The sequence below is a fragment of the Oxalobacteraceae sp. CFBP 8761 genome, assembly GCA_014841595.1.
Lineage (GTDB): Bacteria > Pseudomonadota > Gammaproteobacteria > Burkholderiales > Burkholderiaceae_D > Telluria.
Genome location: JACYUE010000001.1, coordinates 2,224,042 through 2,246,452, shown reverse-complemented (window position 1 = coordinate 2,246,452; position 22,411 = coordinate 2,224,042). Strand labels below are relative to the sequence as shown.

General features: G+C 65.3%; 18 protein-coding genes. 9 read left to right on the top strand and 9 right to left on the bottom strand.

The features are described from left to right. Positions 1-9: 9 nt before the first annotated feature. Positions 10-798, bottom strand: a complete 789-nt coding sequence (locus tag IFU00_09850; GenBank protein MBD8542585.1) for a DNA/RNA non-specific endonuclease — start codon at positions 796-798, stop codon at positions 10-12. Positions 799-993: 195 nt separating this feature from the next. On the opposite strand from IFU00_09850, the gene IFU00_09845 reads away from it, so the two are divergent. Both IFU00_09845 and IFU00_09840 read left to right on the top strand, forming a co-directional pair. Continuing rightward, positions 994-1,254 carry a hypothetical protein gene (locus IFU00_09845; protein MBD8542584.1) on the top strand — a complete coding sequence of 87 codons (261 nt, stop codon included), beginning with the start codon at positions 994-996 and terminating at the stop codon, positions 1,252-1,254. Between the two features lie 140 nt (positions 1,255-1,394). Beyond that, complete coding sequence (locus tag IFU00_09840) at positions 1,395-3,740, top strand: response regulator (protein MBD8542583.1); 2,346 nt, start codon at positions 1,395-1,397, stop codon at positions 3,738-3,740. Positions 3,741-3,818: 78 nt separating this feature from the next. Here the strand turns inward: IFU00_09840 and IFU00_09835 are convergent, their stop codons facing one another. After that, a complete protein-coding gene (locus tag IFU00_09835; GenBank protein MBD8542582.1) occupies positions 3,819-4,997 on the bottom strand; it encodes a glycosyltransferase in 1,179 nt (392 codons plus the stop codon). Positions 4,998-5,432: 435 nt separating this feature from the next. Then, positions 5,433-6,641, bottom strand: a complete 1,209-nt coding sequence (locus IFU00_09830) for a hypothetical protein (GenBank protein MBD8542581.1) — start codon at positions 6,639-6,641, stop codon at positions 5,433-5,435. Between the two features lie 142 nt (positions 6,642-6,783). On the opposite strand from IFU00_09830, the gene IFU00_09825 reads away from it, so the two are divergent. Then, entirely contained in the window at positions 6,784-8,076 is a 1,293-nt protein-coding gene (locus IFU00_09825; protein ID MBD8542580.1) for an NCS2 family permease, read from the top strand. A 167-nt stretch (positions 8,077-8,243) separates the two neighbouring features. Further along, positions 8,244-9,047, top strand: coding sequence for a DUF481 domain-containing protein (locus IFU00_09820; protein ID MBD8542579.1), 804 nt, complete (start codon positions 8,244-8,246; stop codon positions 9,045-9,047). 4 nt (positions 9,048-9,051) lie between these two features. On the opposite strand, the gene IFU00_09815 is transcribed toward IFU00_09820, so the two are convergent. The 3 genes from IFU00_09815 to IFU00_09805 are packed head-to-tail and all read right to left on the bottom strand — an operon-like array spanning position 9,052 to position 11,122. Beyond that, positions 9,052-9,528 (bottom strand): GNAT family N-acetyltransferase, encoded by a 477-nt coding sequence (locus tag IFU00_09815; protein ID MBD8542578.1) that lies wholly within the window; start codon positions 9,526-9,528, stop codon positions 9,052-9,054. Continuing rightward, positions 9,525-10,805: an MHS family MFS transporter gene (locus tag IFU00_09810; protein ID MBD8542577.1), complete on the bottom strand. Its 1,281-nt coding sequence runs from the start codon at positions 10,803-10,805 to the stop codon at positions 9,525-9,527. Before IFU00_09810 ends, IFU00_09815 begins: the two co-directional genes overlap by 4 nt. Further along, the gene (locus IFU00_09805) at positions 10,802-11,122 is read right to left on the bottom strand and encodes a thioredoxin family protein (GenBank protein ID MBD8542576.1); all 321 of its coding nucleotides are present in this window, start codon (positions 11,120-11,122) and stop codon (positions 10,802-10,804) included. The genes IFU00_09810 and IFU00_09805 overlap by 4 nt, the downstream gene beginning before the upstream one ends. Before the next feature lie 230 nt (positions 11,123-11,352). Here IFU00_09805 and IFU00_09800 point away from each other — a divergent pair, with 230 nt between their 5' ends. Both IFU00_09800 and IFU00_09795 read left to right on the top strand, forming a co-directional pair. Then, positions 11,353-12,192, top strand: coding sequence for a glucose 1-dehydrogenase (locus IFU00_09800; protein ID MBD8542575.1), 840 nt, complete (start codon positions 11,353-11,355; stop codon positions 12,190-12,192). 166 nt (positions 12,193-12,358) lie between these two features. Further along, the gene (locus tag IFU00_09795) at positions 12,359-14,149 is read left to right on the top strand and encodes a sensor histidine kinase (GenBank protein MBD8542574.1); all 1,791 of its coding nucleotides are present in this window, start codon (positions 12,359-12,361) and stop codon (positions 14,147-14,149) included. Here the strand turns inward: IFU00_09795 and IFU00_09790 are convergent. Continuing rightward, entirely contained in the window at positions 14,139-14,624 is a 486-nt protein-coding gene (locus IFU00_09790) for an META domain-containing protein (protein ID MBD8542573.1), read from the bottom strand. The two genes, IFU00_09795 and IFU00_09790, sit on opposite strands and share 11 nt — an antisense overlap. Before the next feature lie 128 nt (positions 14,625-14,752). Between IFU00_09790 and IFU00_09785 the strand changes: the two genes are divergently transcribed. Beyond that, on the top strand, positions 14,753-15,322 hold the full coding sequence (locus IFU00_09785) for a M23 family metallopeptidase (GenBank protein ID MBD8542572.1): 570 nt from the start codon (positions 14,753-14,755) through the stop codon (positions 15,320-15,322). Here the strand turns inward: IFU00_09785 and IFU00_09780 are convergent. After that, a complete protein-coding gene (locus IFU00_09780; GenBank protein MBD8542571.1) occupies positions 15,288-17,765 on the bottom strand; it encodes a transglycosylase domain-containing protein in 2,478 nt (825 codons plus the stop codon). The genes IFU00_09785 and IFU00_09780 overlap by 35 nt on opposite strands. A 167-nt stretch (positions 17,766-17,932) precedes the next feature. Here IFU00_09780 and IFU00_09775 point away from each other — a divergent pair, with 167 nt between their 5' ends. Then, positions 17,933-18,901, top strand: coding sequence for an IS1595 family transposase (locus tag IFU00_09775; protein ID MBD8542570.1), 969 nt, complete (start codon positions 17,933-17,935; stop codon positions 18,899-18,901). Between the two features lie 26 nt (positions 18,902-18,927). Here IFU00_09775 and IFU00_09770 read toward each other — a convergent pair whose 3' ends face one another. After that, positions 18,928-21,750: an EAL domain-containing protein gene (locus IFU00_09770; protein ID MBD8542569.1), complete on the bottom strand. Its 2,823-nt coding sequence runs from the start codon at positions 21,748-21,750 to the stop codon at positions 18,928-18,930. 117 nt (positions 21,751-21,867) lie between these two features. Between IFU00_09770 and IFU00_09765 the strand changes: the two genes are divergently transcribed. After that, positions 21,868-22,368 (top strand): winged helix-turn-helix transcriptional regulator, encoded by a 501-nt coding sequence (locus IFU00_09765; protein MBD8542568.1) that lies wholly within the window; start codon positions 21,868-21,870, stop codon positions 22,366-22,368. The last annotated feature ends 43 nt before the right edge of the window (positions 22,369-22,411 follow it).

Genomic DNA, 22,411 nt, shown 5'->3' with positions numbered 1-22,411 from the left:
TCCTCCGTGTTATGAACGTTTCTTGGATGGCTTGATCGTCGGCAGGCGCAGCATGCGTTCCTTCTGCTTCGTGCTCAGCGACGGCAACAGTTCGATGCCGACGATCCGCTCGAGCTCGGCCACGGGCACGACGTTGATCGGGGCATCGGCCCGGTTTTCGGTCAGCCAGGCCGCGCCCAGGCGCTGGCGCGGGCTGTAGACCACCTTGTACAGATGGGTCGGCACGATCACGTTGCCGACTTTTTTCAGGCTCGTGCCCAAAAACGCCGGCCCCGTGATCACGTACAGCTCGCCTTCTTTCTTTGCCATCGTGCGCACGGCGCCTTCGATCGGCGCCCAGATCTTGCGGTTATGGTCGCGATCTTGCGGGACCATATTGGCCAGCGAAAAGCTTTCGCGCTGGGTGCGGCGGTCGGGCATGTTCGCGTTCGGCGCGAGGTGGCCGCGGTCGAAGCCGCTGCGGGCGTAATCGGACAGCTCGGCGCGCTGACCCCGCGGCAGACGCGACTCGGCGTGGAATTTATCGTCCCGATCGAGCCCTTGGGCACGCTTGAGATTATCGGCGCGCACATATTCGGCGGACCACAACGGCGTACGGGTCACACCGGAATGCACGATGCCAAACACGCCGTAACACAGTTCACGCGTGGACACGGCCAGCTTCTGGTTCTGGATTTCCGGCGGACGGCCGTCGAGGTAATGGACAGGGCAACTCGCGGCCTGGGCGGCCGCGGAGGCCAGCAACGCGCCAGCGAATGCAACCCGGGCGGCAATACTGGCAAAGGACAATCGGAACATGATGACGATACGGTGAGGGAAACAGCGGGCATTCTAGCTGAGCGACAATTTCCCGAGCATAAAATTCTCGTAGCGCATCCGCACCGGCAGGCCACGCACCGTCCGCGCAGTGTGACGCAGTCGGTGTTGACGTGCGCCCTGCCCCCGGTCGCTGCGACATAATTGGCGCATATCAAACCAACGCTGGAGATTATCATGACCGATCAAGAACAAGCAGACCGCAAGCCAGACGCGCCGGTACCGGCCGGTGGTCAGGAACAACGCTCCGAGAACCTGCTGCCAGGCGAGGAAGGTTTCGAGGACGGCCGCTTCGATGTTGCCGAGGAAGTCAGTCTGGATCAGCACTCCGACGAAGCGCGACGCATCGGCCAGGCGCCGGGCAACGGCATCGCCGATTCTCTGCCAGAGGCACTGAAAACCCCGGTACCTTCGCAGCAGGTGCCTGAAAAACCGTAATACCGTGATTGCGCGGCCGGTGCCAGTGGTGCCAGTGGTGCCAGTGGTGCCAGCCGCCTTGTTTGCGAGCAAGTCTGTCATTGACACTTGCTCAGCAGCGCATTAGATTGTCAGAGTAAACACACTCGCAAGCCAGGCGCATGTTGAACACTCCCAACGACTGTCCCGACAGTCTCACCAGTAGTTGCATTCTGTTCATCTGCCCGCACGCCACCGTCGATCCTGTCGTGACGGAGGTCGCGCGCGAACTTGGCAGGGCGGTCGTGCATGCGACGTCCCTCGAAGACGGCCTGACGCAGGTACAGCGCCGGGATTTCGCCCTGGTGCTGGTCGGCTATGCGGGTGACCCGGACGGCATGCTCGCCGTCGTGTCCGCCGTGAGCAGCAATGCACGGTCGAGCTTGACGCCCATCGTTGCGATGGGCTTGCCGCTGCCGCTGCCGATGTCGCACGAGTCGCTGTACGACGCCGGCGTCATTGCCGTACTGACCGAACCACTCTCGCCAACGATCCTGCGTGCCAAAGCGCGCTTCTACACCGCTGCCTTCGACACGCAGATCGAGCGCCGGCGCGCCGAGGTCGCGCTCGACGACACCAGCCGGCGCCTCGCGCGCATCATCGAAGCTGCCGAACTGGGCATCTGGTCGTGGGATATCAGCGCCGATCGCGTCGAGGCCGACGAGCGCGTGGCCGATCTGTTTGGCGTCCCCCGCCACGAACGCAGCAGCGTCCCGCTGGCCCGCTACCTGGCCGCCATCCATCCCGAAGACGTCGAGTCGACGCGGGCCGAGATCCGCACGGCCATTGCGGCGTGCAGCGCGTATGGGGCCACCTACCGGATCCGTCTGCCCGGCGGCGGCTGGCGCTGGGTCATGGCGCGCGGCCATGTCGACACCAACGGCGACGGACTGCCCACGACGGTGCGCGGCGTGATCATCGACGCCACCCGCCAGCTCGAGGCAGAGCAGCAACTGCGCGCCAGCGAAGAGCGCTACCGCACCGTGTTCAACTCGATCGACGACGCCCTGTGCGTGATCGACATGCTGTTCGATGCCGACGGCGCACCATGCGACTACCGCTTCGTCGAAACCAATCCCGCGTTCATCAAGCACACCGGTCTCGTCGACGCGATCGGCAAGACCGCGCGCGAACTGGTGCCAGGCCTCGAACAGCACTGGTTCGACATCTATGGCCGGGTTGCCGCCACTAGCGCGCCGGTACGCTTCGAGAACGAAGTCAAGGGCCTGTCGCGCTGGTACGACGTGTATGCCACACGATTGGGCGGGCCGTTCGCGTACCGCCTTGCGGTGCTGTTCACCGACGTGACCGAACGGCGCCGGTCGGACGCGGCGCTGCGCCAGATGGCGGCCGACCTGTCCGAGGCCAACCGGCTCAAGACCGAATTTCTCGCCACGCTGGCGCACGAGCTGCGCAACCCGCTGGCGCCGATCCGCAGCGGGCTGCAATTCATCCGGCGCGCGCCGGGCGACGCCGCTGCGGTCAGCCGCGTGCACGAGATCATGGGTCGGCAACTCGACCACCTGGTCCTGCTGGTCGACGATCTGCTCGACGTCGCCCGTATCCAGCGCGGCCAGGTCGAGCTGCGCTGCGAACCGGTCGACCTGGCCACGGTCGTGAACGCAGCCATCGAGACGAGCATGCCGCTGCTCCAGGCGGCGCGGCACACGTTCACCGTGAACCTGCCCACCCTGCCCCTGCCGCTGCTGGCCGATCCCACACGTCTGACCCAGGTCATCAGCAACCTGCTGAACAACGCGGCGCGCTACACGCCCAAGGGCGGGCGCATCGCGCTGTGCGCCGAGCGGGATGGCAACGACGCCGTCATCACCGTGACTGACAACGGCATCGGCATCGCAACCGATGCGCTCGAAGTGGTATTCCGGATGTTCACGCAGGTTGGCCAGGCGCAGCAGCCAGGCTCCGGCGGCCTCGGCATCGGCCTGTCGCTCGTGCGCAGCCTGGTCGAACTGCATGGCGGCAGCGTGCGCGCCGATAGCGCCGGGACGAATGCGGGCAGCCGGTTCACGGTGCGCCTGCCCATTGACAGCGAGCATGTCGGTGCAGCGCCGCCAGCATCCCAGGCGGTCCCGGCAGGCGCGGTGCCACCCTGCAGCGTGCTGGTGGTCGACGATAACCGTGATGCGGCTGAAACCCTGGCCGCACTGCTGTCGATGCTGGGCCACAGCGCACCGGTCGCCAACGATGGCCATCAGGCGCTGCGGATGCTGCCAATGCTGATGCCGGACGTTGTGTTTCTGGATCTGGGAATGCCGGGCTTGTCCGGCTACGAGGTCGCCACCGCGATCCGCGCCGATGCCCGCTACGCGGCCGTGCGCCTGGTGGCACTGACCGGCTGGGGCGGCGCGGCCGACCGTGAACGCACCGCGCAGGCCGGCTTCGATGCGCACCTGACGAAGCCGGCAACCGTGGAAGCGATCGAGGACGTGCTGCGGCAGATGACATAGCCCGTACGAGGTGCCCACGCAAAAAAAAAGGCCGGTGTCCTGCGACACCGGCCTTTTTATTACCGCTTGCTGCCGCGATTAACCCGCGTTGGCAACCGCGACCAGATCGGGCGTGCTTGGCACGGCTTCCTGGTTGCTGGCGAAGAAGCGCTCGACCTTGTTGCTGCGCACGGCGCTCTCGATCAGCTCATGCATGCTGCGCGCGGTCAGATCCCACGACGTGCCGGCCACGACCTCACGCATGCGCGCCGCCATCGTTGCACGGGCTTCGGGCGTCAGCGCCAGCTGGCGTTCACAGGCTGCGATGAAGTCAGCGTGCGATTCGGCGATCTCGACCACGTCACCGTATGGCACCTTGACGTCGGTGATCGGTGTGGACACCGATGGCAATTCAGCTGCCATGTATTCCAGCACCTTGGTTGGGCTGATGAACTTGGTCGAGTCGTTGATCGCGAATGGCAGCAGGCACACATCCCAGCCTGCCAGGAACTGTGGCAACTCGTTGTAGGTGCGCTGACCCATGTAGTGCACGTTGGCCTGCTTTGGCAGCGTTGCCGGATCAATCTTGACGACCGGACCCACCAGGACGATTTGCCATTCCGGATGCGCATCGGCCATGCTCGAGACGAGGTCGACGTCGAAGCGCTCGTCGATCACGCCATAGAAACCCAGGCGCGGATGGGCGATATGGTTCTGGTCAGGATGCGAAATCGCGGCATCCTGTGCCTGGCGGAAGTGGCCGGCGTCAACGCTGCTCGAGAAGCAGTGCGCGTTGGCGTGACGGTCGCGCTTGGACTGATACAGGCTCGGGCCGCCGGTGAACACCACGTCGGCGATGTTGAGCAAGGCGCTTTCGCGCTGCAGCAGCTGCTTCGGGGCGTTCTTGAACATTGCCAGCTCGTCCATGCAGTCGTAGATCACCTTCGAAGGCTTCAGGCCTTGCAGCAGTGGCAGTGCCATTGGGGTGTAGAACCAGACGATTGGCTCTTCGCCAGCTGGCACGAGGTCGGCCAGGAGAACTTGCAGCGTTGGCAGCTGGTCATCGTGGAAACCCCACTGATGAATCGGCGTGTGCGGACGGCAGACGGTGATGTTGTCGGCAACTTCCATCTTTTCCAGGCGCGCTTCGCCATCCGTGTGCATCGGCTCTTCGACGAAGAGAATCTTGTAGTGTTGAGCCAGACGTGTCATCAGGTGCTGAGGGCGTTGAAACACGAAATCCCAGCGGAGATGGCAGAACACGATGAGGGTCGGCATGTGAGTTTTCCTTTTCGCCTTGGTGGCGCTATAGTTGTTGGTAATTGTGCAGCCGGACGGTTCTTCTCTCTCTACTCGGGACCACCGCTGCTTGCGCGCGGGAACCTGGCCGGACGAGTGGATCGTAACATGCAATTTTCTTAATTTTTTGATTTGTGCATAGCAATATTTCAGGAAATGTAACAGGACAGTGGAAGATTTTTGTCGAGCTTCATAGGAGAAGCCGATTTTTGACATGATTTCCTGTCAGTGGCGTCCTACAGCGCGACAGGAAATTCCACTACGAATAGAAGTGAAAATCTTGACGAAACTCACCAAAAGTCACGCCGAAAAATTGGAAGTTCAGACAGGTTGCGCTGCACAACAGATTGGCAATTCCAGTACCGTCAACCTGTCCGGGCGCGCCTGGCAATGCGCCCGAACAGGTTGCGCAGCTCAGCCTGGGTGGTACGGTTCGGCGCCCTCAGCATGGCCGTCGTCGCTGAAGCCCACGGCAATGGACACGCCTTCGAGGCCAAGCGACAGCAGCGCGTCGCACAGTTCGTCGACCTCAAGTACCAGATCGGCGGCCAAGTCGACCAGCTTCTCGACGCTGCCCCATGGCTGACCACCATCCAGCGCATACAGGTTCGCGCGCAGCAGGATATGTTCGCCCATATCGATCGGCGCAACAGCCGCATGCACGGCCTCCGGCGCCAGGTCCTTGGCCTGCAGCAGGCCCTTGATCTCGGCCAGCACGCCAAGCGTCGCCAGCTCGGCCACGCCCTGCTCCTTGGCGCCGTAGAACAGGTCCTGGTATAAAAAGTTCAGGTCGAGCCGTGCGGGGTCGGCCGCCAGGCAGCGCGCTACCAGAGGCGCCGCCGCCACGGTCCAGTCACGGTATCGGTCCATGCGGGCCGTGAAATAGGCGTCGCTGCCGGCCTCGTCCTTCGGAATCCGGTAGAAGGCATCGTCGCTGCGCTTGAACGAAAAGCCCAGCAGAAAACGCAGCTCGAGCGCCGTTTCGTCGGGCGCGACCGGCTCGCCGGTCCAGCCGCGCATGCTTGCCGCGATGGTCGGGGCCGGTTGCAATTTCTTTTCCATCAGCGAGGCGGCGGCTTCGCGCAGCATCTCGTGCAGCGTGCCGTAGGCGATATGGTCGATCTCGCCCAGGTCGAACGCGTGCTGGAGCAGGATCACGCGCGCATCCGGGCTGTCCAGGCCACCACTGCGGAAGCTGGCCACGAGCGCCTCGAAGGCCGCTTCGTCCTGGAACAATTCCTGCGCCACCAACCCGCCCTCGCTGCGCACGAACAGCGGCACCATGAAGGCGTCGATCTCGTGTTCCGGGCCGCCTTCGCGCCCAACGCGCAGCGTCGCTGCTTCTTCTTCGATGCACCCGCGCAGCACGCGGCAGGCGAGTGGATCCGTAAAGCGGGCCAGTTCGATGGCCTCGTACAGGACCTCGTCGCGCTTCTTGCGCACGGCCTTGCGCACCGCCAGCACGAGCTGGTCGCGGCGCACGGTGTCGGGCTCGCCCGTTTCCAGGTCTTCGCGCTCGGCAATCTCGAGCGCCAGATCGGCCATTTCCTGGGCCTGGGCATTGGTGTCCGGTTCGCGTGTGTTGTTCGAGGTGCGGGGCACCGGACGCTTGTTTTTTGGCATGTCTGAAGTCGAAGAATGAAAATGAAAAAAGAATCGTGCCGGCATGGTAACACCCTGGCATGGGCCCTGACAGTCGCCATCGATCGCCGTGACGCTGACGCGCAATGATATGCTTCGCCCTACCGTATTCTGCAGGATCACCATGCTCGACCGTTTCTTCCAACTCAGCGCCAACAACACCACCGTCCGCACCGAACTCATGGCGGGCCTGACCACGTTCCTGACGATGGTCTACATCATTTTTGTCAATCCATCGATTCTGGGCGACGCCGGCATGCCGAAAGCGTCCGTCTTCGTCGCAACCTGCCTGATCGCCGCCGGCGGCACCGCCCTGATGGGCCTGTACGCCAACTACCCGATTGCGATGGCGCCCGGCATGGGCCTGAATGCCTACTTCGCCTACGCCGTCGTGCTCGGCATGGGCATCCCGTGGCAGGCGGCGCTGGGCGCCGTGTTCATTTCGGGGTGCCTGTTCATCCTCGTGACGATGGTCGGCCTGCGGGCAATGATCGTCGACGGCATTCCGCGCTCGATGCGGGTCGGCATCACGGTCGGACTGGGCATGTTCCTGGCCCTGATCGCCCTCAAGAACGCCGGTATCGTCGTCGCCAGCGACGCCACGCTCGTCAAGGCGGGCGACCTGCACCAGCCGGCAGCGATGATGGCCGTGCTGGGCTTCTTCGTGATCGTTGCGCTGGACCGGCTGCGGGTGCGCGGCGCGATCCTGATCGGCATCGTGCTGGTGACCGTGCTCAGCTTTTTCTTCGGCGGCAATACCTACCAGGGCGTATTCTCGCTGCCGCCACCCATTTCGCCAACGCTGTTTGCGCTGGATATCCCGGGCGCGCTGGCGGCTGGCATCCTCAATGTGGTGCTGGTGTTCTTCCTGGTCGAGCTGTTCGATGCGACCGGCACGCTGATGGGCGTGGCGCGCCGTGCCGGCCTTTTGGTCGAAGGCAAGATGGAGCGCCTGAACAAGGCGTTGCTGGTTGACAGCGGCGCCATTGTCGCCGGCAGCGTGCTCGGCACGTCGAGCACGACGGCCTACATCGAAAGCGCGGCCGGTGTGCAGGTGGGCGGGCGCACAGGCCTGACGGCGCTGACCGTCGCCGCGCTGTTCCTGGCGTGCCTGTTCATCGCGCCACTGGCGTCGGTGGTTCCGCCCTACGCGACCGCGCCGGCGCTACTCTTTGTCGCCTGCCTGATGCTGGCCGACCTGGGCGAAGTCGACTGGAGCGACACTACCGAAAGCATTCCGGCGGCCGTTACCGCGCTGGGCATGCCGTTCACGTATTCGATCGCTGAAGGCATTGCGTTCGGCTTCATCAGCTACGCCGTGCTCAAGCTATTGACGGGCCGCGCGCGCGATGTGAAACCGGTCGTCTGGGTGATCGCCGCGCTGTTCGCGTTCAAGATCGCCTACGTCGGGGCCTGAATGCCAGTGCGCGGCGCGATCCGGGTCTCCATGCACGCCGCATCGCGCAGGTGATGCGTTACAATATCGGCCAACTCGCGGCGACAATGCTGCCGCGCACGATTCACGAACGATGGGCCGGTTGCCCTGCGCAGGTCTGGTGCAGTGCGGTCCATGCTTCTCAACGGATGCTGATGAAACTATCCCCGATCCTGGCGCTGCTCGTTGTCAGCGTCCACGGCGCGGCCAACGCGGCCCCCGATCTTCCCCAGGTTGGCGACGTCCATGCGCCGCTCAAAGTCATGATGCCGGCGATTCCCGATGGTGGCTGGTTCACCTCGGCCGAACTCGGCGCGATCAATACCTCCGGCAACACGAGCGGCACGTCGGTGACGGGCAAGATCGACGCCCGCCACGAAACGTCGGACTGGAGCCATGAATTCATTGCCAGCGGCTACTTCAAGGAAGACGAGTACGAGAACGAAGAAGGCGAACTGCTGCGCGCGCGGTCGGCCGAGCGCTGGGCCACCTCGGCCAAGGCCTCGTTCAAGCTGCTGGGCGACGGCCGGCGCGCCTTCGTCCTCGGCTCGCACGTGAACGACAAGTTCGGCGCCTACGTGCGCTACTCGTCACTGTCGGTCGGTTACGGCTCGCGCTGGTACACGGCGCCGGACAAGACGCTCGACGTCGAGATCGGTCCGGGCTACTTCAACGGCAGGCGCGAGACGGACGAAGAAGAAGACGGCCTGACCGTGCGCGGCGCGGCGCAGTTCCGCTGGCAGGTCAGCCCGTCGGCGTTCTTTGCGCAGACGATCAGCGTCGAGAAAGGCACATCCAATACCCACTCGGTGGCCGAGACGTCGCTGTCGACCAAGATCAACGGCAGCATGCAGATGAAGGCAGGTTTCAGCGTCCGCAACGACAGCAGCGTGCCCGAAGACAAGAAGAACACGGATACCCAGACCTCGCTGACGATGGTCTATTCGTTCTAGACGCTCAACCCCAGGCCAGTTCCAGCGTCGCGCCGTCGTCCCGCACGACGGCAAAGCCGCACGCCGCGTACAGCGCGCGTGCGGCGGCATTCTCGACGCGCACGCGCAGCGCGATCGTGCGCTGCCCCCGGCAGGCGTCCTGCAATGCCCCCAGCACCGTGCGCGCGACGCCGTAACGGCGGGCGTGGGGCGCCACCGCCAGGTCGACCACGCGCAGCGTGTCGCTCTTCCAGTCCAGCACCACCCGTCCCAGCGCTTCTTCGCCATCGGTCAGCAACCATGTCTCGGCGGCAGGATAGCGCTGTGCATATGCCTCTATCTGCAGTTGCTGCTGGTGCCGCGCGATGCCCTCGATCACGCTGCGCGGCACTGGCAACGCGCCCAGGTCGGGCCGCGTCGCCAGATACAGTGCCGCCAGGAACGCCGAATCGGAGACGTGCGGCGCACGTCCCGTCAGCGCGCCGAAGCGGCGTTCGTTCACGCCTTCGCCGTGTGCGGTATCAGGCTGCGGGCCATGATCAGCGCCAGCAGGCTGATCAGCGCCGCGCCGCTCAGGTAGTAACCGACATACTCCAGCCCGTAGTTCGTGCCCAGCCACAGCGCGATATACGGCGCCACTGACGCGCCCAGGATGCTGGCAAAATTGAAGGTCAGCGACGCGCCCGTGTAGCGCACCTCGGCCGGGAACAGCTCGGCCAGCAGCGTGCCCAGCGGCCCGTACGTGAAGCCGACCAGGCACATGCCCAGCACCATGAAGGCGCCGACCGACCAGGCGCCGCCTGCCCCGAACAGCGGCCCGTACAGCAGGCCAAAGAGAGCGATCGCCCCGCTGACGAGCATCATCGCGGTGCGCCGGCCACGCTTGTCGGCCAGCAGCGCCGACAGTGGGATGGTCAGCGCAAAGAACAGCACCGCGAACAATTGCAGCAGCAGGAATTGCTGGCGTGTGTATCCGAGCTGCGCCGTGCCCCAGCTCAGCGCAAAGACTGTCATCAGGTAGAAGATGACGAAGGTGGCCAGCGCGATGAATGTGCCCAGCACCAGCGCGCGGCGATGGTCGCGCATGACGGTCACGACCGGCACCTTGACCCGCGCCTTGCTGTCCAACACCTTCTGGAAGTCCGGCGTCTCGGTGATCTTGAGGCGAATGTACAGGCCCACGCCCACCAGCACGGCGCTGGCCAGGAATGGAATGCGCCAGCCCCAGGCGAAGAAGTCGGCGTCGGTCATCAACTCGCCCAGCAGCAGGAACACGCCGCCCGACAGGAAGAAGCCGATCGGCGCGCCCAGCTGGGGGAACATCCCGTACCAGGCGCGCTTGCCCGGCGGCGCATTCTCGGTGGCGAGCAGCACCGCCCCACCCCATTCACCGCCCAGGCCCAGGCCCTGGCCGAAGCGGCACAGCGCCAGCAGCAGGGGCGCGGCCACGCCGATCTGGGCGTAGGTGGGCAACAGGCCGATCAGGATGGTCGACAGGCCCATCGTCAGGAGCGCGGCAACGAGCGTTGCCTTGCGGCCCACGCGGTCACCGAAGTGGCCAAACACGGCCGAGCCCACCGGACGCGCGAAGAAGGCGATGGCAAACGTTGCCAGCGACTGCAGCATCGCGGCGCCCGGGTCAGCGGTCGGGAAAAACAGCCGTGGAAATACCAGTACGGCGGCCGTGGCGTAGATATAGAAATCGTAGAATTCGATGGTCGTGCCGATCAAGCTGGCAAACAGGACGGTACGGGGCTTGTTGGCCGTGACGACGCTCATGCAGCCGCCTGCGCCAGCGCTTCAGTCACGGTATCAGCATCGGCCGGGCGCACCACGCGCGCGACTTCCTGGCCGTCCTTGAGCACGACCACCGTCGGCCACAGCTTGACGCGAAACGACCGGCCCAGCGGCCGGCCGGGACCATCCTCGACCTTGACGTGCCTGGCGGCCGGTTGCCCTGCGACGGCCTGGGCGATCGCCGGCGCGGCCGCGCGGCAATATCCGCACCAATCGGTGCCGAAGTCGAGGACGAGAATGCCTGGTGCCGAATCGATCTCGGCGCGCTCGGGCTGGCGGGTTGCGTAGGCTGTGGACATGCGGGTCTCCTGGTATGGCCTTGTCAATAGCATAAGCCTACCCGAAAACCTGGTTGCGGCCTATCGTGGTTGCTACTGAAACATGGTCGCCCCTGGGTGTGTCACCTAACCGACCGTCGCGGCTGCGACTGTCACTCTGGTGTCTTATGCAGTCTGCTCTCGAGTCAGCTCTCAATAAAGTCAGCTCAAGTCGGCTCCCCCTCAGCTCTGAATTCTGAAAGGATCCACCGATGAACATGCCATCCCAACAGCAAACACCCCCGGGCAGCGAAGCCGCCCTGCATCCCAAGGCCGATCACGGCGAAACCTCATATCGCGGTTCCGGCCGCCTGCAGGACAAGGCCACCGTCATCACGGGCGGCGACAGCGGCATCGGTCGCGCCGTGGCGCTGGCGTACGCGCGCGAAGGCGCTGATGTCCTGATCTCGTACCTGAACGAACACGACGACGCCAGGGAAACAGCGCGCCTGGTCGAAGAAGCCGGCCGCCGCGCGATCCTGGTGCCGGGCGACCTGGCCGATCCGGCGCATTGCCGCGCGGTCATCGAGCGCGCCGTAACCGAATTCGGCCGCATCGACGTGCTGGTCAACAACGCTGCCTTCCAGATGAGCCATGAGTCCATCGAAGACATCCCGGACGCCGAATGGGACTACACGTTCCAGGTCAACATCACCGCGATGTTCCATCTGTGCAAAGCTGCGGTGAAGCACATGCCGCGTGGCTCGTCGATCATCAACACGACGTCGATCAACTCGGACAAACCCAAGCCAACACTGCTGGCCTACGCCACCACCAAGGGCGCGATCGCCAACTTCACGGGTGGCCTGTCGCAGCTGCTGGCCGACAAGGGCATCCGCGTCAACTCGGTCGCACCGGGTCCGATCTGGACGCCGCTGATCCCGTCGACCATGCCGGCGGATGAAGTGGAGAGCTTCGGTGACGAAACACCGATGAAACGCCCGGGCCAGCCAAAGGAAGTAGCGCCCGTGTTCGTGATGCTGGCCTCGGACGAAGCCAGCTATATCTCCGGCGCGCGGATCGCCGTCACCGGTGGCACGCCGATTCTCTGATCACATGCCGGTGTGCCCGTGCAGGCACGGTTGACAAGCCCGGCCTGCACGCGCACGTGAGATCGACCCATCCCACTATTAACTTAAGTACAATACGCGCTTTCCCGGCACGGCGCGCAGCATCTGCTGCATCACGCCTTCTTGTCGCGCCCGCCGCCGACTATCGATGAAAACCCGCACTTACCTGTTCCTGATGGCAGGGGCGATCCTGCTACCCGTGGCAATCGCCTCATGGATCGGCCTGTCCATGCTGCTTGACTGGGAACGTGACTCGCGCCTGCGCAGCGTGCGCGAGATGGCCCGCGCCACCGCTTTCCAGATCGACCGCGAGATCGCCGCTGCCGAAGCGTCGCTGCGCGCCGTCGCTTATTCGGAAGGCATGCGCCAGCAGGACTATGCGCGCCTGCATCGCTGGACCTCGAGCACGAACGCCAACAATGCCCAATCCTGGACCGTGCTGTATGACAGCAAAGGCCGTGAACTGTTCACCACACAGGCGCCGGTCGGCACCAAGTTGCTGTCAACAACCCGCGATTGGGCGAGTCAGGTCTCGCTTGCCGGCGGCACCCTCGTGTCGGGCTATTTCATCGACGAGTATTCGGGACTGCCGACCGTCGCGGTCAGCGTCCCGGCCCCGCTCGAAGATGGCCAGTACAACATCGTCAGCCAGATTTTCGACGTGCGCTTCTTCGAGCGCATCCTGCGCCATGACGCCATTGGCGAAGACTGGAAAGTCGGGATCTTCGATCGCAACGGGCTGGCCATCATGCGCAACCGCGGGTCGGACACACTGGGCCAGCCGATGGGCGCGGATTTCCTGGCCGCCACGCGCGCGGCGAACCACGGCGTGTTCCGCCACGTAACGCAGGATGGGCGTGACGTCTACGGCGTGTTCACCCGTTCGAAAAGCAGCGACTGGACCATCGTCATCGGCGTGCCGGTGGCGCAGATCGAGGCGGCTGCGCGTACTGCAACCTGGTACGCGGCGCTCGTGCTGCTGCTGCTGCTGGGCCTGGCGGTGGCCGTCGTCTTGTATCTCGGGCGTACCCTCGAGCGGGCGCTGAGCCAGGCAGCGGCGGCCGTCACGCTGCTGGCTGACGGCGCGATTGCCCTGCCCGCCCGCACCCGGGTCGAGGAAGTCGACGCCCTGGTCGAAGGTCTTGCCCGGACCAGCGAAGCGCTGTCCAGCGAAAGCCAGGTGCGCAAATCGCTCCAGGAAGAACGCGAACAGTTGCTGGTCAGCGAACAGCGCGCGCGCCGGCTGGCCGAGGCCCAGAGCCGGGCCAAGGACGATTTCCTTGCCATGCTGGGTCACGAACTACGCAACCCGCTGGCAGCGATCTCGGGGGCGATGTCGGTGCTGGACATGCCCAATCTCAAGCCGCAGGTCGCGGCCAATGCGCGCGACATCAGCCGGCGCCAGATGCGTCACCTGACCTGCATCGTCGACGACCTGCTGGACGTACAGCGCATCCTGTCGGGCAAGATCGTGCTGCACCGCGCCCGCATCGATGTCGCGCAGGTGGTGCGCAGCAGCGCCGAAGCCAAGGCGCTGGTCGACGCCGGCGCGCACGCCTGGACCATCGAGACGATCCCGGATACCTGGGTCGACGGCGACCGTACCCGTCTGGAACAGGTCGTTGACAACCTGCTGCACAACGCCATCAAGTACACGCCGAAAGGCGGCCGCATCGACGTGCGTGTCTGGCGCGACGGAGATCAGATAGCGGTCAGCGTCAGCGACACCGGCGTGGGCATCGCGCCCGAGTTGCATCCGCTGATCTTCGATGTACTGGTGCAGGGGCCGACGAGCATCGACCGTGGCCAGGGCGGCCTGGGCCTGGGCCTGGCGCTGGTCAAGCAACTCACCGCCCTGCACGGCGGCACCGTGGCCGTGCACAGCGACGGGCCCGGCAAAGGCAGTTGCTTTGTCGTGCGCGTGCCGGCTATGGCGTGATGCGTTCCCACACATAGACACCGGCGTCGGCCGGCAAACCCGTGTGCAGGCGATTGTCCTGCAGACGCCAGGTGCGCAGCGCCGGCAGGTCCTGCGCCAGGCGCGAGCCCACTGCATCGGGCGGACACATCGCGCGGGTCGTCGCGACCGGCCCCAGGGTCAAGGTGCCGCCCGTCGCATCGGTGGCCACGGCCTGCCACGGACCGTTGCCTCGATTGCAATCGAGCTTGACGGCCAGGCGGCCATCCTGGCCGAACGACAGCGTGAAGCCATCCGGCGTGCCGGGCCGCAGTGGCTGGCTGCCATCGTCGTTCGCCTGGAACGACGCCAGGCGCCAGCTCGTGCCGGCCAGCGTCGGTGTTGCGACGGCCGTCGCGGGTCCGGTCGATGGCGAATCTGAAGGCGCAGTTGCAGGAATGCTGGAGCAGGCGCCCAGGGCGAGGCTGACGGACAGGAGACAAAGGCTTGCGCGCATGGTGTTTCTTTCCAGAGGTTGTAGGCGCCCAGAATATCGCATCCGCGCCGGATGACCCGCCCTGCAGACTGGGAATCCGGCAAAGCGTCCCCACCTGATTGATATCACCTTGTCAATACGAGACCACCATGCGAATTTTCCTGCGCGCCCTCGTGGTTGCCGTCATCCTGATCCTGGGCTACGCCCTGCTGCAACCCACCATCGAACGGGCGCTGTACACGATGCGTCTGGCGTCGATGCCCAAGCCCACCGCGCTGCCGGTGCCCGTTGACGGCGTCAAGGTCCGCGCGCTGCGCGATACGTGGGGTGGCGCGCGCAGCGAAGGCCGCAAACACGAGGGCATCGATATCTTCGCCAAGCGCGGCACACCGGTGTTGTCGAGCACCGAAGGCATCGTGGCGCAGGTTGGCACCAACCGCCTCGGCGGCCTGGTGGTCTGGGTCACGGGCCCAGGCGGTCAGCGCCATTATTATGCGCACCTGGACCGTTATTCCGACGTCGAGGCCGGGATGCGCATCGAGGCTGGCCGCGTGCTTGGGTACGTCGGCAATACGGGCAATGCGAAAGGCACGCCACCGCACCTGCACTACGGCATCTACGAGACGGGTGGCGCCATCAACCCGTACCCGCTGCTGCGTGCCGAGCCGGCCGCGGACGCGGCGGCTAAGGAATCGGCACCGGCGGCAACTGGCCGCTAGAGGCTGGCGGGGCCTGTTCCTGCTGCTGCTGCGGCTCGCTGACCTCGATCGCCTCTTCTTGCTGGATCGGTACCGGCTGCTGCAGGAAATCGAGCTGATCGGCGCGCGAGCCCGGCGCCAGTTCGATCAAGGCTTCCTCGAAGATCTCTTCCTCGGGCGCTTCTTCTTCGTAGCGGCGCGGCTCCGGGCGTTTGCCGCCCGGCAGCAAGGCCGCCGCATCGAGGCGCTTGGAGTCCAGCGCGCCGCGGAAGAAGTCACCCACCAGCAGCGCCGCATTGTGGCCGCCCTGCCCCCAGTAGGTGCTGCGGATGGCCACGCGGTTGTCGTTGAACCCCACCCAGGCACCAGCCACGAGGTTCGGGTGCATCATGATGAACCAGCCATCGGTATTGTTCTGCGTGGTGCCGGTCTTGCCGGCAACGTCACCATAGATGCCGAAGCGGCTGCGCACGCCGGCGCCGGTGCCGCGCGTGACGACGCCGCGCAGCATGTCGATCAGGGTCAGGGCTGATTGCTGCGACATGGCGCGCTCGGGCGCGCTGCCGCCGAAATCGGCGATGACGTTGCCGTCGCGGTCTTCGATGCGGCGCACAAAGATCGGCTTGCGGTATTCACCCTGCGCGGCAATGGTCGCATAGCTGCTGACCATTTCCAGCAGCGTCACCGGACTGGTGCCCAGCGCCAGCGCCGGCACGGCTTCGAGCTTGCTCTGGCGAATACCCAGCCGCTGGGCCAGGTCGATGATCGGTTGCAGGCCTACTTCCTGGCTCACCTGCGCGGTGATCGTGTTTTTGGAATAGATCAGGCCCTCGCGCATCGACATCGCGCGGCCCGTGTTGCCGCTCATGTCGGTCGGTTTCCAGACGCTGCCATTCGCGCCACGGAAGGACTGCACCACGTCGCGGTACATCTGGTCTTGCGGGATGCCCCGTTCGAGCGCAGCGCCATACACGATCGGCTTGAAGGTCGAGCCCGGCTGGCGTGCGGCCTGGGCCACGTGATCGAACTGGTCGCGCTCGAAGTCGCGGCTGCCGACCCAGGCTTTGACCTCGCCGGTGGCCGGATCGATCGCGACAAAGCCTGCTTCCAGGCGTGACTTGGCGCTTTTCAGGTCGGCCATGAAACTGCGGTCGGCCTTGATGCGCTTGAGTGCGTCCGCTGGCGCTTCGCCGCCTTCGACCGCGTTGCGGTACGCGCCCGTCTCGCGCACGAATGCATCGAGCTCGCGCCCGTGCGTGATCCAGTAGTACGAGAATGGATCGACACTGCGCCGCATCGACGTGTACATGCTGCCGGACGTCGAGCGCGGCACATTCGGGTTCGCCCATTCGACGTCGGCAATGGCCTGCAGCATGTCGGCCTGGCGCTTGACCGCGCGTTCGGCGTCGGCCTGCAGCGCGGTGTCGAGCGTGGTGCGCACGACCAGCCCGTCAAGTTGCAGATTCACATCGTTTTCGTCGGCCCAGTCGAGCAGCCACTTGCGCACGTAGGCGCTGAAGTGGTTGTCCTTGCCGCTGCGGTCCGGCAGGCGCGCAAAGCGCAGGCGGAGCGGGCGCTTGATCAGCGCCGCATAGCGCCGCTCGTCGAACGCGCCATGCTTGCGCATCTGCCCCAGCACGACATTGCGGCGCGCCAGCGAGCGCACCGGATTGGCCACCGGATTGTAGTAGTGCGTGCCCTTGAGCATGCCCACCAGCGTGGCCGATTCGAGCACATCGAGTTTGGACGCCGGCTTGTTGAAATAGGTGCGCGCGGCCATTTCGATGCCGTAGGCGTTGTACAGGAACGGCACCGTGTTCAGGTACGCCTCGAGAATCTGCGTCTTGCTGTAGGTGTTCTCGATCTTGATCGCCGTGATCAGTTCCTTCATCTTGCGGTTGATGCTGCGCGCCCGGCCGATCTCTTGCGGGAACATATTGCGCGCCAGTTGCTGCGTGATCGTCGAGCCGCCCTGCGGCGTACCCTTCACGCTCGACCACAGGGCGCCACCCACGCGCCGGAAGTCGATGCCATGGTGGTCGTAGAAACGGTGGTCTTCGGTCGAGATCAGCGCCTTGACAACATGGGGCGAGACCTGCGACAGCTTGACGCGCTCCTGCAGGCCCTGCTCGAAGGTGCCGAGCGATTTGCCGCCGGCATCCAGGATGACGGTCGGGCGCGCCTGGCTCGCCTGCTCCAGGTCGTCGATGCCGGGTGTGAGGGGTATCAGCACCAACAGCCAGGCCAGAATCGCCATCAGGCCGGCGGCCATCGTCCACAAGGCGATCAGCGCCAGCTTGACCGGCATCGGCTGCCCGTGCAGGCGCTGCTGCGCGCCGGTCTTGAGCGCGCCGGCCCCTGTCCGGGCCCCGGAAAAACCACGCCGGGCGAGGCGTTGCAAGCGTTGCTGGAAGGTCGGCGCAGGCGTGCTGTCCGTGTTGTCGTCGTTCTGCTGTTGGTCCACGCGCTATCCCTGCCTGCTCAATCTGTCAATTCGGCAAGTATAGCCGACCGGTGGCCTGCGCCCGGCGCGCCGTTGTACCGGGCGCAGTCAGCGTTAAATAGAGACTACTTTTGAACTGACGAGCAGTCCAATGGTCCAACCCCTGTCCACAGCGTCAGGAGTCGATCATGAAAGCGCCGCGTTTCAAGGGCTGGTTTGCAAAACTGCCTTCGCTGAACCAGCCCCAGCGCCGGCAAGTGCTCGATGCCCTGCACCCTGCAGCCGGGCTCGATCAGGTCGTCGCACTCATCATTGAATCCAGAGCGCCAGGCCGCTGCTGTCCCAGATGCGGCAACGAGCTCTGCTACCGGCACGGGTTCGCCAACGACTTGCAGCGCTACCGCTGCTGCGCTTGCGGTCGCACCTTCAACGACCTGACCGGTACGCCGCTGGCTCGGCTGAGGCTCAAGGCCAAATGGCTTGCGTATTCTCAGACGCTGCTCGATTCACTTCCCGTGCGCAAGGCAGCCAACCAGGTTGGCGTACACCGCACCACGGCCTTTCGCTGGCGCCACCGCTTCCTGCATTGGGTCAAGCTCGACCGCCCCCCAGTGCTTAACGGCATCGTCGAGGCCGACGAAACATTTCTGCTCGAATCACAAAAAGGTTCACGCACGCTTGATCGCCCACCGCGCCACCGCGGCGGGCGCGCTGCCAAACCGGGCATTTCCAGCGAACTGGACTGTATCCTGGTCGCGCGCGACCGTGAGGGGCGCACGGTCGATGCCGTCACTGGCCGCGGCGCACTTACGGCTGCACAACTCGACCGTAACTTGCTGCCAAAGCTCGATAAGCAGGCGTTGCTGGTCAGTGACAGCCATGCCGCCTACCGCGCCTTTGCACGCAAGCACAGGATCGCGCACGAGACGGTCAACCTGCGCGCTGGTGTGCGTGCGAGGCGACTGGGCAATCTTGCTATCCACGTGCAGAACGTCAACTCGTACCATCAGCGTTTCAAGGCCTGGCTACAGCGCTTTCGCGGCGTGGCGTCGCGCTACCTGCCCAATTACCTGGGCTGGCGCTGGGCGCTGGATGGAGAGCGAATTATTTTGGCAGGGCAATTGCTTCGCATTGCTATCAGCGTCATCAACAGATAACACTGACTGCGCCTTGTACCGTGGCGTCACGCGGTGCTGGTCTTCGGCTCAATGTGGCCTGCGCGCAGCAGTACCTCGATCCGTTCCCCCGTCTGCGGGCGGCTGTAGACGTGGCCCTGCACCGAGTCGCAGCCGGCGCCGCGCAGGAAGTCGAGCTGTGCGATCGTCTCGACGCCCTCGGCAATGACGTGCATGCGCAGGCCGTGGGCCAGCGAAATGATGGCGTCGACCAGCGCCGCGCCGTCGGCGCTGCCCACCATGTCCTGCACGAACGAGCGGTCGATCTTGAGCACGTCCACCGGCAGGCGCTTCAGGTACTGCAGGCTGGAGTAACCGGTGCCAAAGTCGTCGATCGACAGCTTCACACCCATGCGCTTGAAGCATTCCATCGTGTGGATGGCCGATTCGATGTCGCCCATCATCATGCTTTCGGTCAGTTCGATCTCGAGCGATGCGGGCGGCAGGCCGGTCTCGTGGAGCACGCGCTCGACGCTGTCCAGCAGACCGGGCTCGGCCAACTGGCGCGCCGACAGGTTCACGGCGATGCGCAGCGGACCCAGTCCGCTTCGTTGCCACTGCCGGTTCTGGCGGCATGCTGTCTGCATCACCCAGGCGCCAATCGGCACGATCAGGCCCGTTTCTTCGGCCAGCCCGATGAAACGCTCCGGCTGGATCGTGCCCAGCAGCGGGTGGCGCCAGCGGATCAGCGCCTCGGTGCCGACCACGCGACCGGTGGCCAGGGCGATCTGCGGCTGGAAATGCAGCGTGAACTGCTGCTCTTGCAGCGCGCGCCGCAGCGCGCTTTCCAGCGCCAGCCGGTCGAATGCCTGTGCGTTCATGTGCGGCGCGTAGAACTGCACCGCATTGCGCCCGTCCGATTTGGCGCGGTACATGGCGATTTCGGCATGCTTGACCAGCGTATCGGCGTCGGTGCCATCGGCCGGCCAGGCTGCCACGCCGGCGCTGCAGCCGAGCACCAGGTGCTGGCTGCCGAGTTGCAATGGTTCGGCCACCGCGTCGCGCAGCTGCTTGACGCGGGTGGCGGCCTGGCGTTCGTCGCTGCAGCCGCACAGCACCAGCACGAAGTCGTCGCCACCGACGCGCGCGGCCGTGTCGAGCGGGCGCAGCGTGCGCCTGATGCGCGTGGCCAGCAGGCGCAGCGCCTCGTCGCCGGCAGTGCGCCCCAGCGTATCGTTGATCAGCTTGAAATGATCGACGTCGAGCAGCACGACCCATACCAGTGCTCCGGTCGCGGCGGCTGCAGCAATCGCACGCTCGATGCGATCGGCCAGCAGCGCGCGGTTGGCCAGGCCCGTCAGCGTGTCGTAACGGGCGTGGCGTTCGAGTTCAGCCTCGTAGCGCTTGGCAGTGGTGACGTCGTAGACAGTCACGACGAAATGGCCGACCTTGCCGTCCGCGCGGCGCACTGGCGCGATGTAGACATCGCTGATCAGTTCGGCGCCGTCGCGCGTGTGCATCGTCACCAGCGCGTTTTCCTCGCGCTGCTGGCGCAGCGACGTGCACAGTGCGTGCACGGCCGGCTGATCGGTGTCGGAACCGAGCAGGAGCGCGAGCGGCTGGCCGGCCAGTTCCTGCGGCGCGTAGCCGAAGGTGCGCTCGCAGGCCGGGTTGGCGTAGCCGATCGGGTAACCCGGCGCACGCGCATTGACCAGCAGGATCGGATTGGCGCTCGATGCCATCGCCCGCTCGTAGACGCGCAGCGAACCGGTCGCCCGCTCGAGCGCGGCAGTGCGCTGCGCGACCAGCGTCTCGATGCGGCGCGTGCGCGCCACACGCTGCTGCACCAGCATGGCGGTCGCGGCGCTCAGGACCAGGCCCAGCGCCAGCGCCACCAGCTCGCCAGCGTGACGCCCGAATGCCAGGGACTGTTCCTCGACCACGACTTGCCAGTGGCTGCCCGCGATATCGACCGGTTCGACATGACGCAGGATATCGCCGTCGCCCACGCGGGAAAGCCAGCCGCCGGCGCGCGCACCGGGGCCATGGCGGTAGGCCGTCACGATCTGGCCATCGACATCCGGCCCGTGCAGCGACAACCCCACGGCCTCGTCATCCAGCAGGCGTACCGCATGCAGGGTGCCATCCACCAGCAGCGCGACATCGATCACGACTTCGGTGTGGCCGATAACGGCGGCGCGCCGCGCCAGCACGTCCACGGGGCGCTCGTTACCCCGGTAAACCGGCACGCTGATCAGGACGCCCCGGCGCCCACCGCCGCCCTGCAGCAGGGTGACCAGGGGACTGGCGACCGGCTCACCGGCATCGATTGCCGTCTGGCTGACCTGTCGCTGCGGCGGATACGACCATGCGTCGTCGCCAAACGCGATGGCGTTGCCGAGGATGGGCGCAACGTAATCGTTGACCAGATAGAGGGGGCGCTCGCCGGCGCGCACCAGCCCCGTAGGACTGTCTGCCGCGCGCTCCCGGATCTGAAAGTTTGGCCAGAACGCGCGGCGCTCGGCTTCAAACGCTGGCCGTTCGGCGGCGCTGACGAAACGCTGGAACACGATCGCTTTCAAGTAACCGTGATTTGCCACCAGTGGCAGCGCAAACGCATCGAATTCCTCGCGCGAGATATGGTGGGACGCGCGGAAGAACAGATTGACGGCGCGCGCTGCATCGACGGCGTCGGCAAATGCCTGCTTCACGGCGGCCACGCGCACGCCGGCGCGCTGCGCGAATTCGGCGTCGGCCCGCTCGGTCTCCAGCGTACGCACGACGCCGCACAGCGCCGCTGTCAGCATGATTCCGAGCAAACAGGTCACCACCGCGGCCCTCGACAGGCCGCGTCCGGCACCCAATGCGCGGCGGGCAGAAACGCTGTACATACAGCAGATGCTAGCGCAGAACGGGGTATCCGGGCGCAGCGCTGACACGGCGCCACCGGCAGAAGAATCTGCGGTGCGATGATGTGTTTTGACAACGCTTGCATTATCATCTCGCGCATGTCGTCCGAACCCCAAGCCCCTCCCCAGCCCTTGCCGCCCGATGCGCCGCCCCAACGCGTACTGCGTCAGTTCCGTATCGTCTTCAATGCGGTCAAGACCCACTTTCGCCAGCTCGAACATGAATCCGGCCTGGGAGGCGCCCAGGTCTGGGCACTGTCGGTGATCGACAGCCAGCCCGGGATCGGCGCAACGAGCCTGAGCCGCGCGCTCGATATTCACCAGTCCACTGCCAGCAACCTGGTGCGCGGCCTGGTCGAGCGTGGCTACGTCAGCGCTGCGCGCGAAGGCACGGACCGGCGCAGCGTCGCCTTGCGCGTACTGCCGGCCGGCCAGGAGGTGCTGCGTCGCGCCCCGGCGCCCCTTGCCGGCGTGTTGCCGAATGCATTGGCCACGCTCGACGAATCGACGCTGCTACGGCTCGAACAGGATCTGGGTAGATTGATTGCGCAACTCGATGCCGATGAGGCGGCGGGCAAGATTCCGCTCGGCCAGTCATAACGGGACCAAGCGAGAGACACCGGAAAAAAAAGCCCCCCGACGA

Excerpts from the sequence above, each read along its gene's own strand:
- IFU00_09785 (MBD8542572.1), top strand. The coding sequence starts at position 14,753 with ATGCGAATTTTCCTGCGCGCCCTCGTGGTTGCCGTCATCCTGATCCTG.
- IFU00_09790 (MBD8542573.1), bottom strand. The coding sequence starts at position 14,624 with ATGCGCGCAAGCCTTTGTCTCCTGTCCGTCAGCCTCGCCCTGGGCGCC.
- IFU00_09800 (MBD8542575.1), top strand. The coding sequence starts at position 11,353 with ATGAACATGCCATCCCAACAGCAAACACCCCCGGGCAGCGAAGCCGCC.
- IFU00_09845 (MBD8542584.1), top strand. The coding sequence starts at position 994 with ATGACCGATCAAGAACAAGCAGACCGCAAGCCAGACGCGCCGGTACCG.
- IFU00_09795 (MBD8542574.1), top strand. The coding sequence starts at position 12,359 with ATGAAAACCCGCACTTACCTGTTCCTGATGGCAGGGGCGATCCTGCTA.
- IFU00_09850 (MBD8542585.1), bottom strand. The coding sequence starts at position 798 with ATGTTCCGATTGTCCTTTGCCAGTATTGCCGCCCGGGTTGCATTCGCT.
- IFU00_09840 (MBD8542583.1), top strand. The coding sequence starts at position 1,395 with ATGTTGAACACTCCCAACGACTGTCCCGACAGTCTCACCAGTAGTTGC.
- IFU00_09810 (MBD8542577.1), bottom strand. The coding sequence starts at position 10,805 with ATGAGCGTCGTCACGGCCAACAAGCCCCGTACCGTCCTGTTTGCCAGC.
- IFU00_09805 (MBD8542576.1), bottom strand. The coding sequence starts at position 11,122 with ATGTCCACAGCCTACGCAACCCGCCAGCCCGAGCGCGCCGAGATCGAT.
- IFU00_09835 (MBD8542582.1), bottom strand. The coding sequence starts at position 4,997 with ATGCCGACCCTCATCGTGTTCTGCCATCTCCGCTGGGATTTCGTGTTT.
- IFU00_09820 (MBD8542579.1), top strand. The coding sequence starts at position 8,244 with ATGCTGATGAAACTATCCCCGATCCTGGCGCTGCTCGTTGTCAGCGTC.
- IFU00_09765 (MBD8542568.1), top strand. The coding sequence starts at position 21,868 with ATGTCGTCCGAACCCCAAGCCCCTCCCCAGCCCTTGCCGCCCGATGCG.
- IFU00_09770 (MBD8542569.1), bottom strand. The coding sequence starts at position 21,750 with ATGTACAGCGTTTCTGCCCGCCGCGCATTGGGTGCCGGACGCGGCCTG.
- IFU00_09775 (MBD8542570.1), top strand. The coding sequence starts at position 17,933 with ATGAAAGCGCCGCGTTTCAAGGGCTGGTTTGCAAAACTGCCTTCGCTG.
- IFU00_09825 (MBD8542580.1), top strand. The coding sequence starts at position 6,784 with ATGCTCGACCGTTTCTTCCAACTCAGCGCCAACAACACCACCGTCCGC.
- IFU00_09830 (MBD8542581.1), bottom strand. The coding sequence starts at position 6,641 with ATGCCAAAAAACAAGCGTCCGGTGCCCCGCACCTCGAACAACACACGC.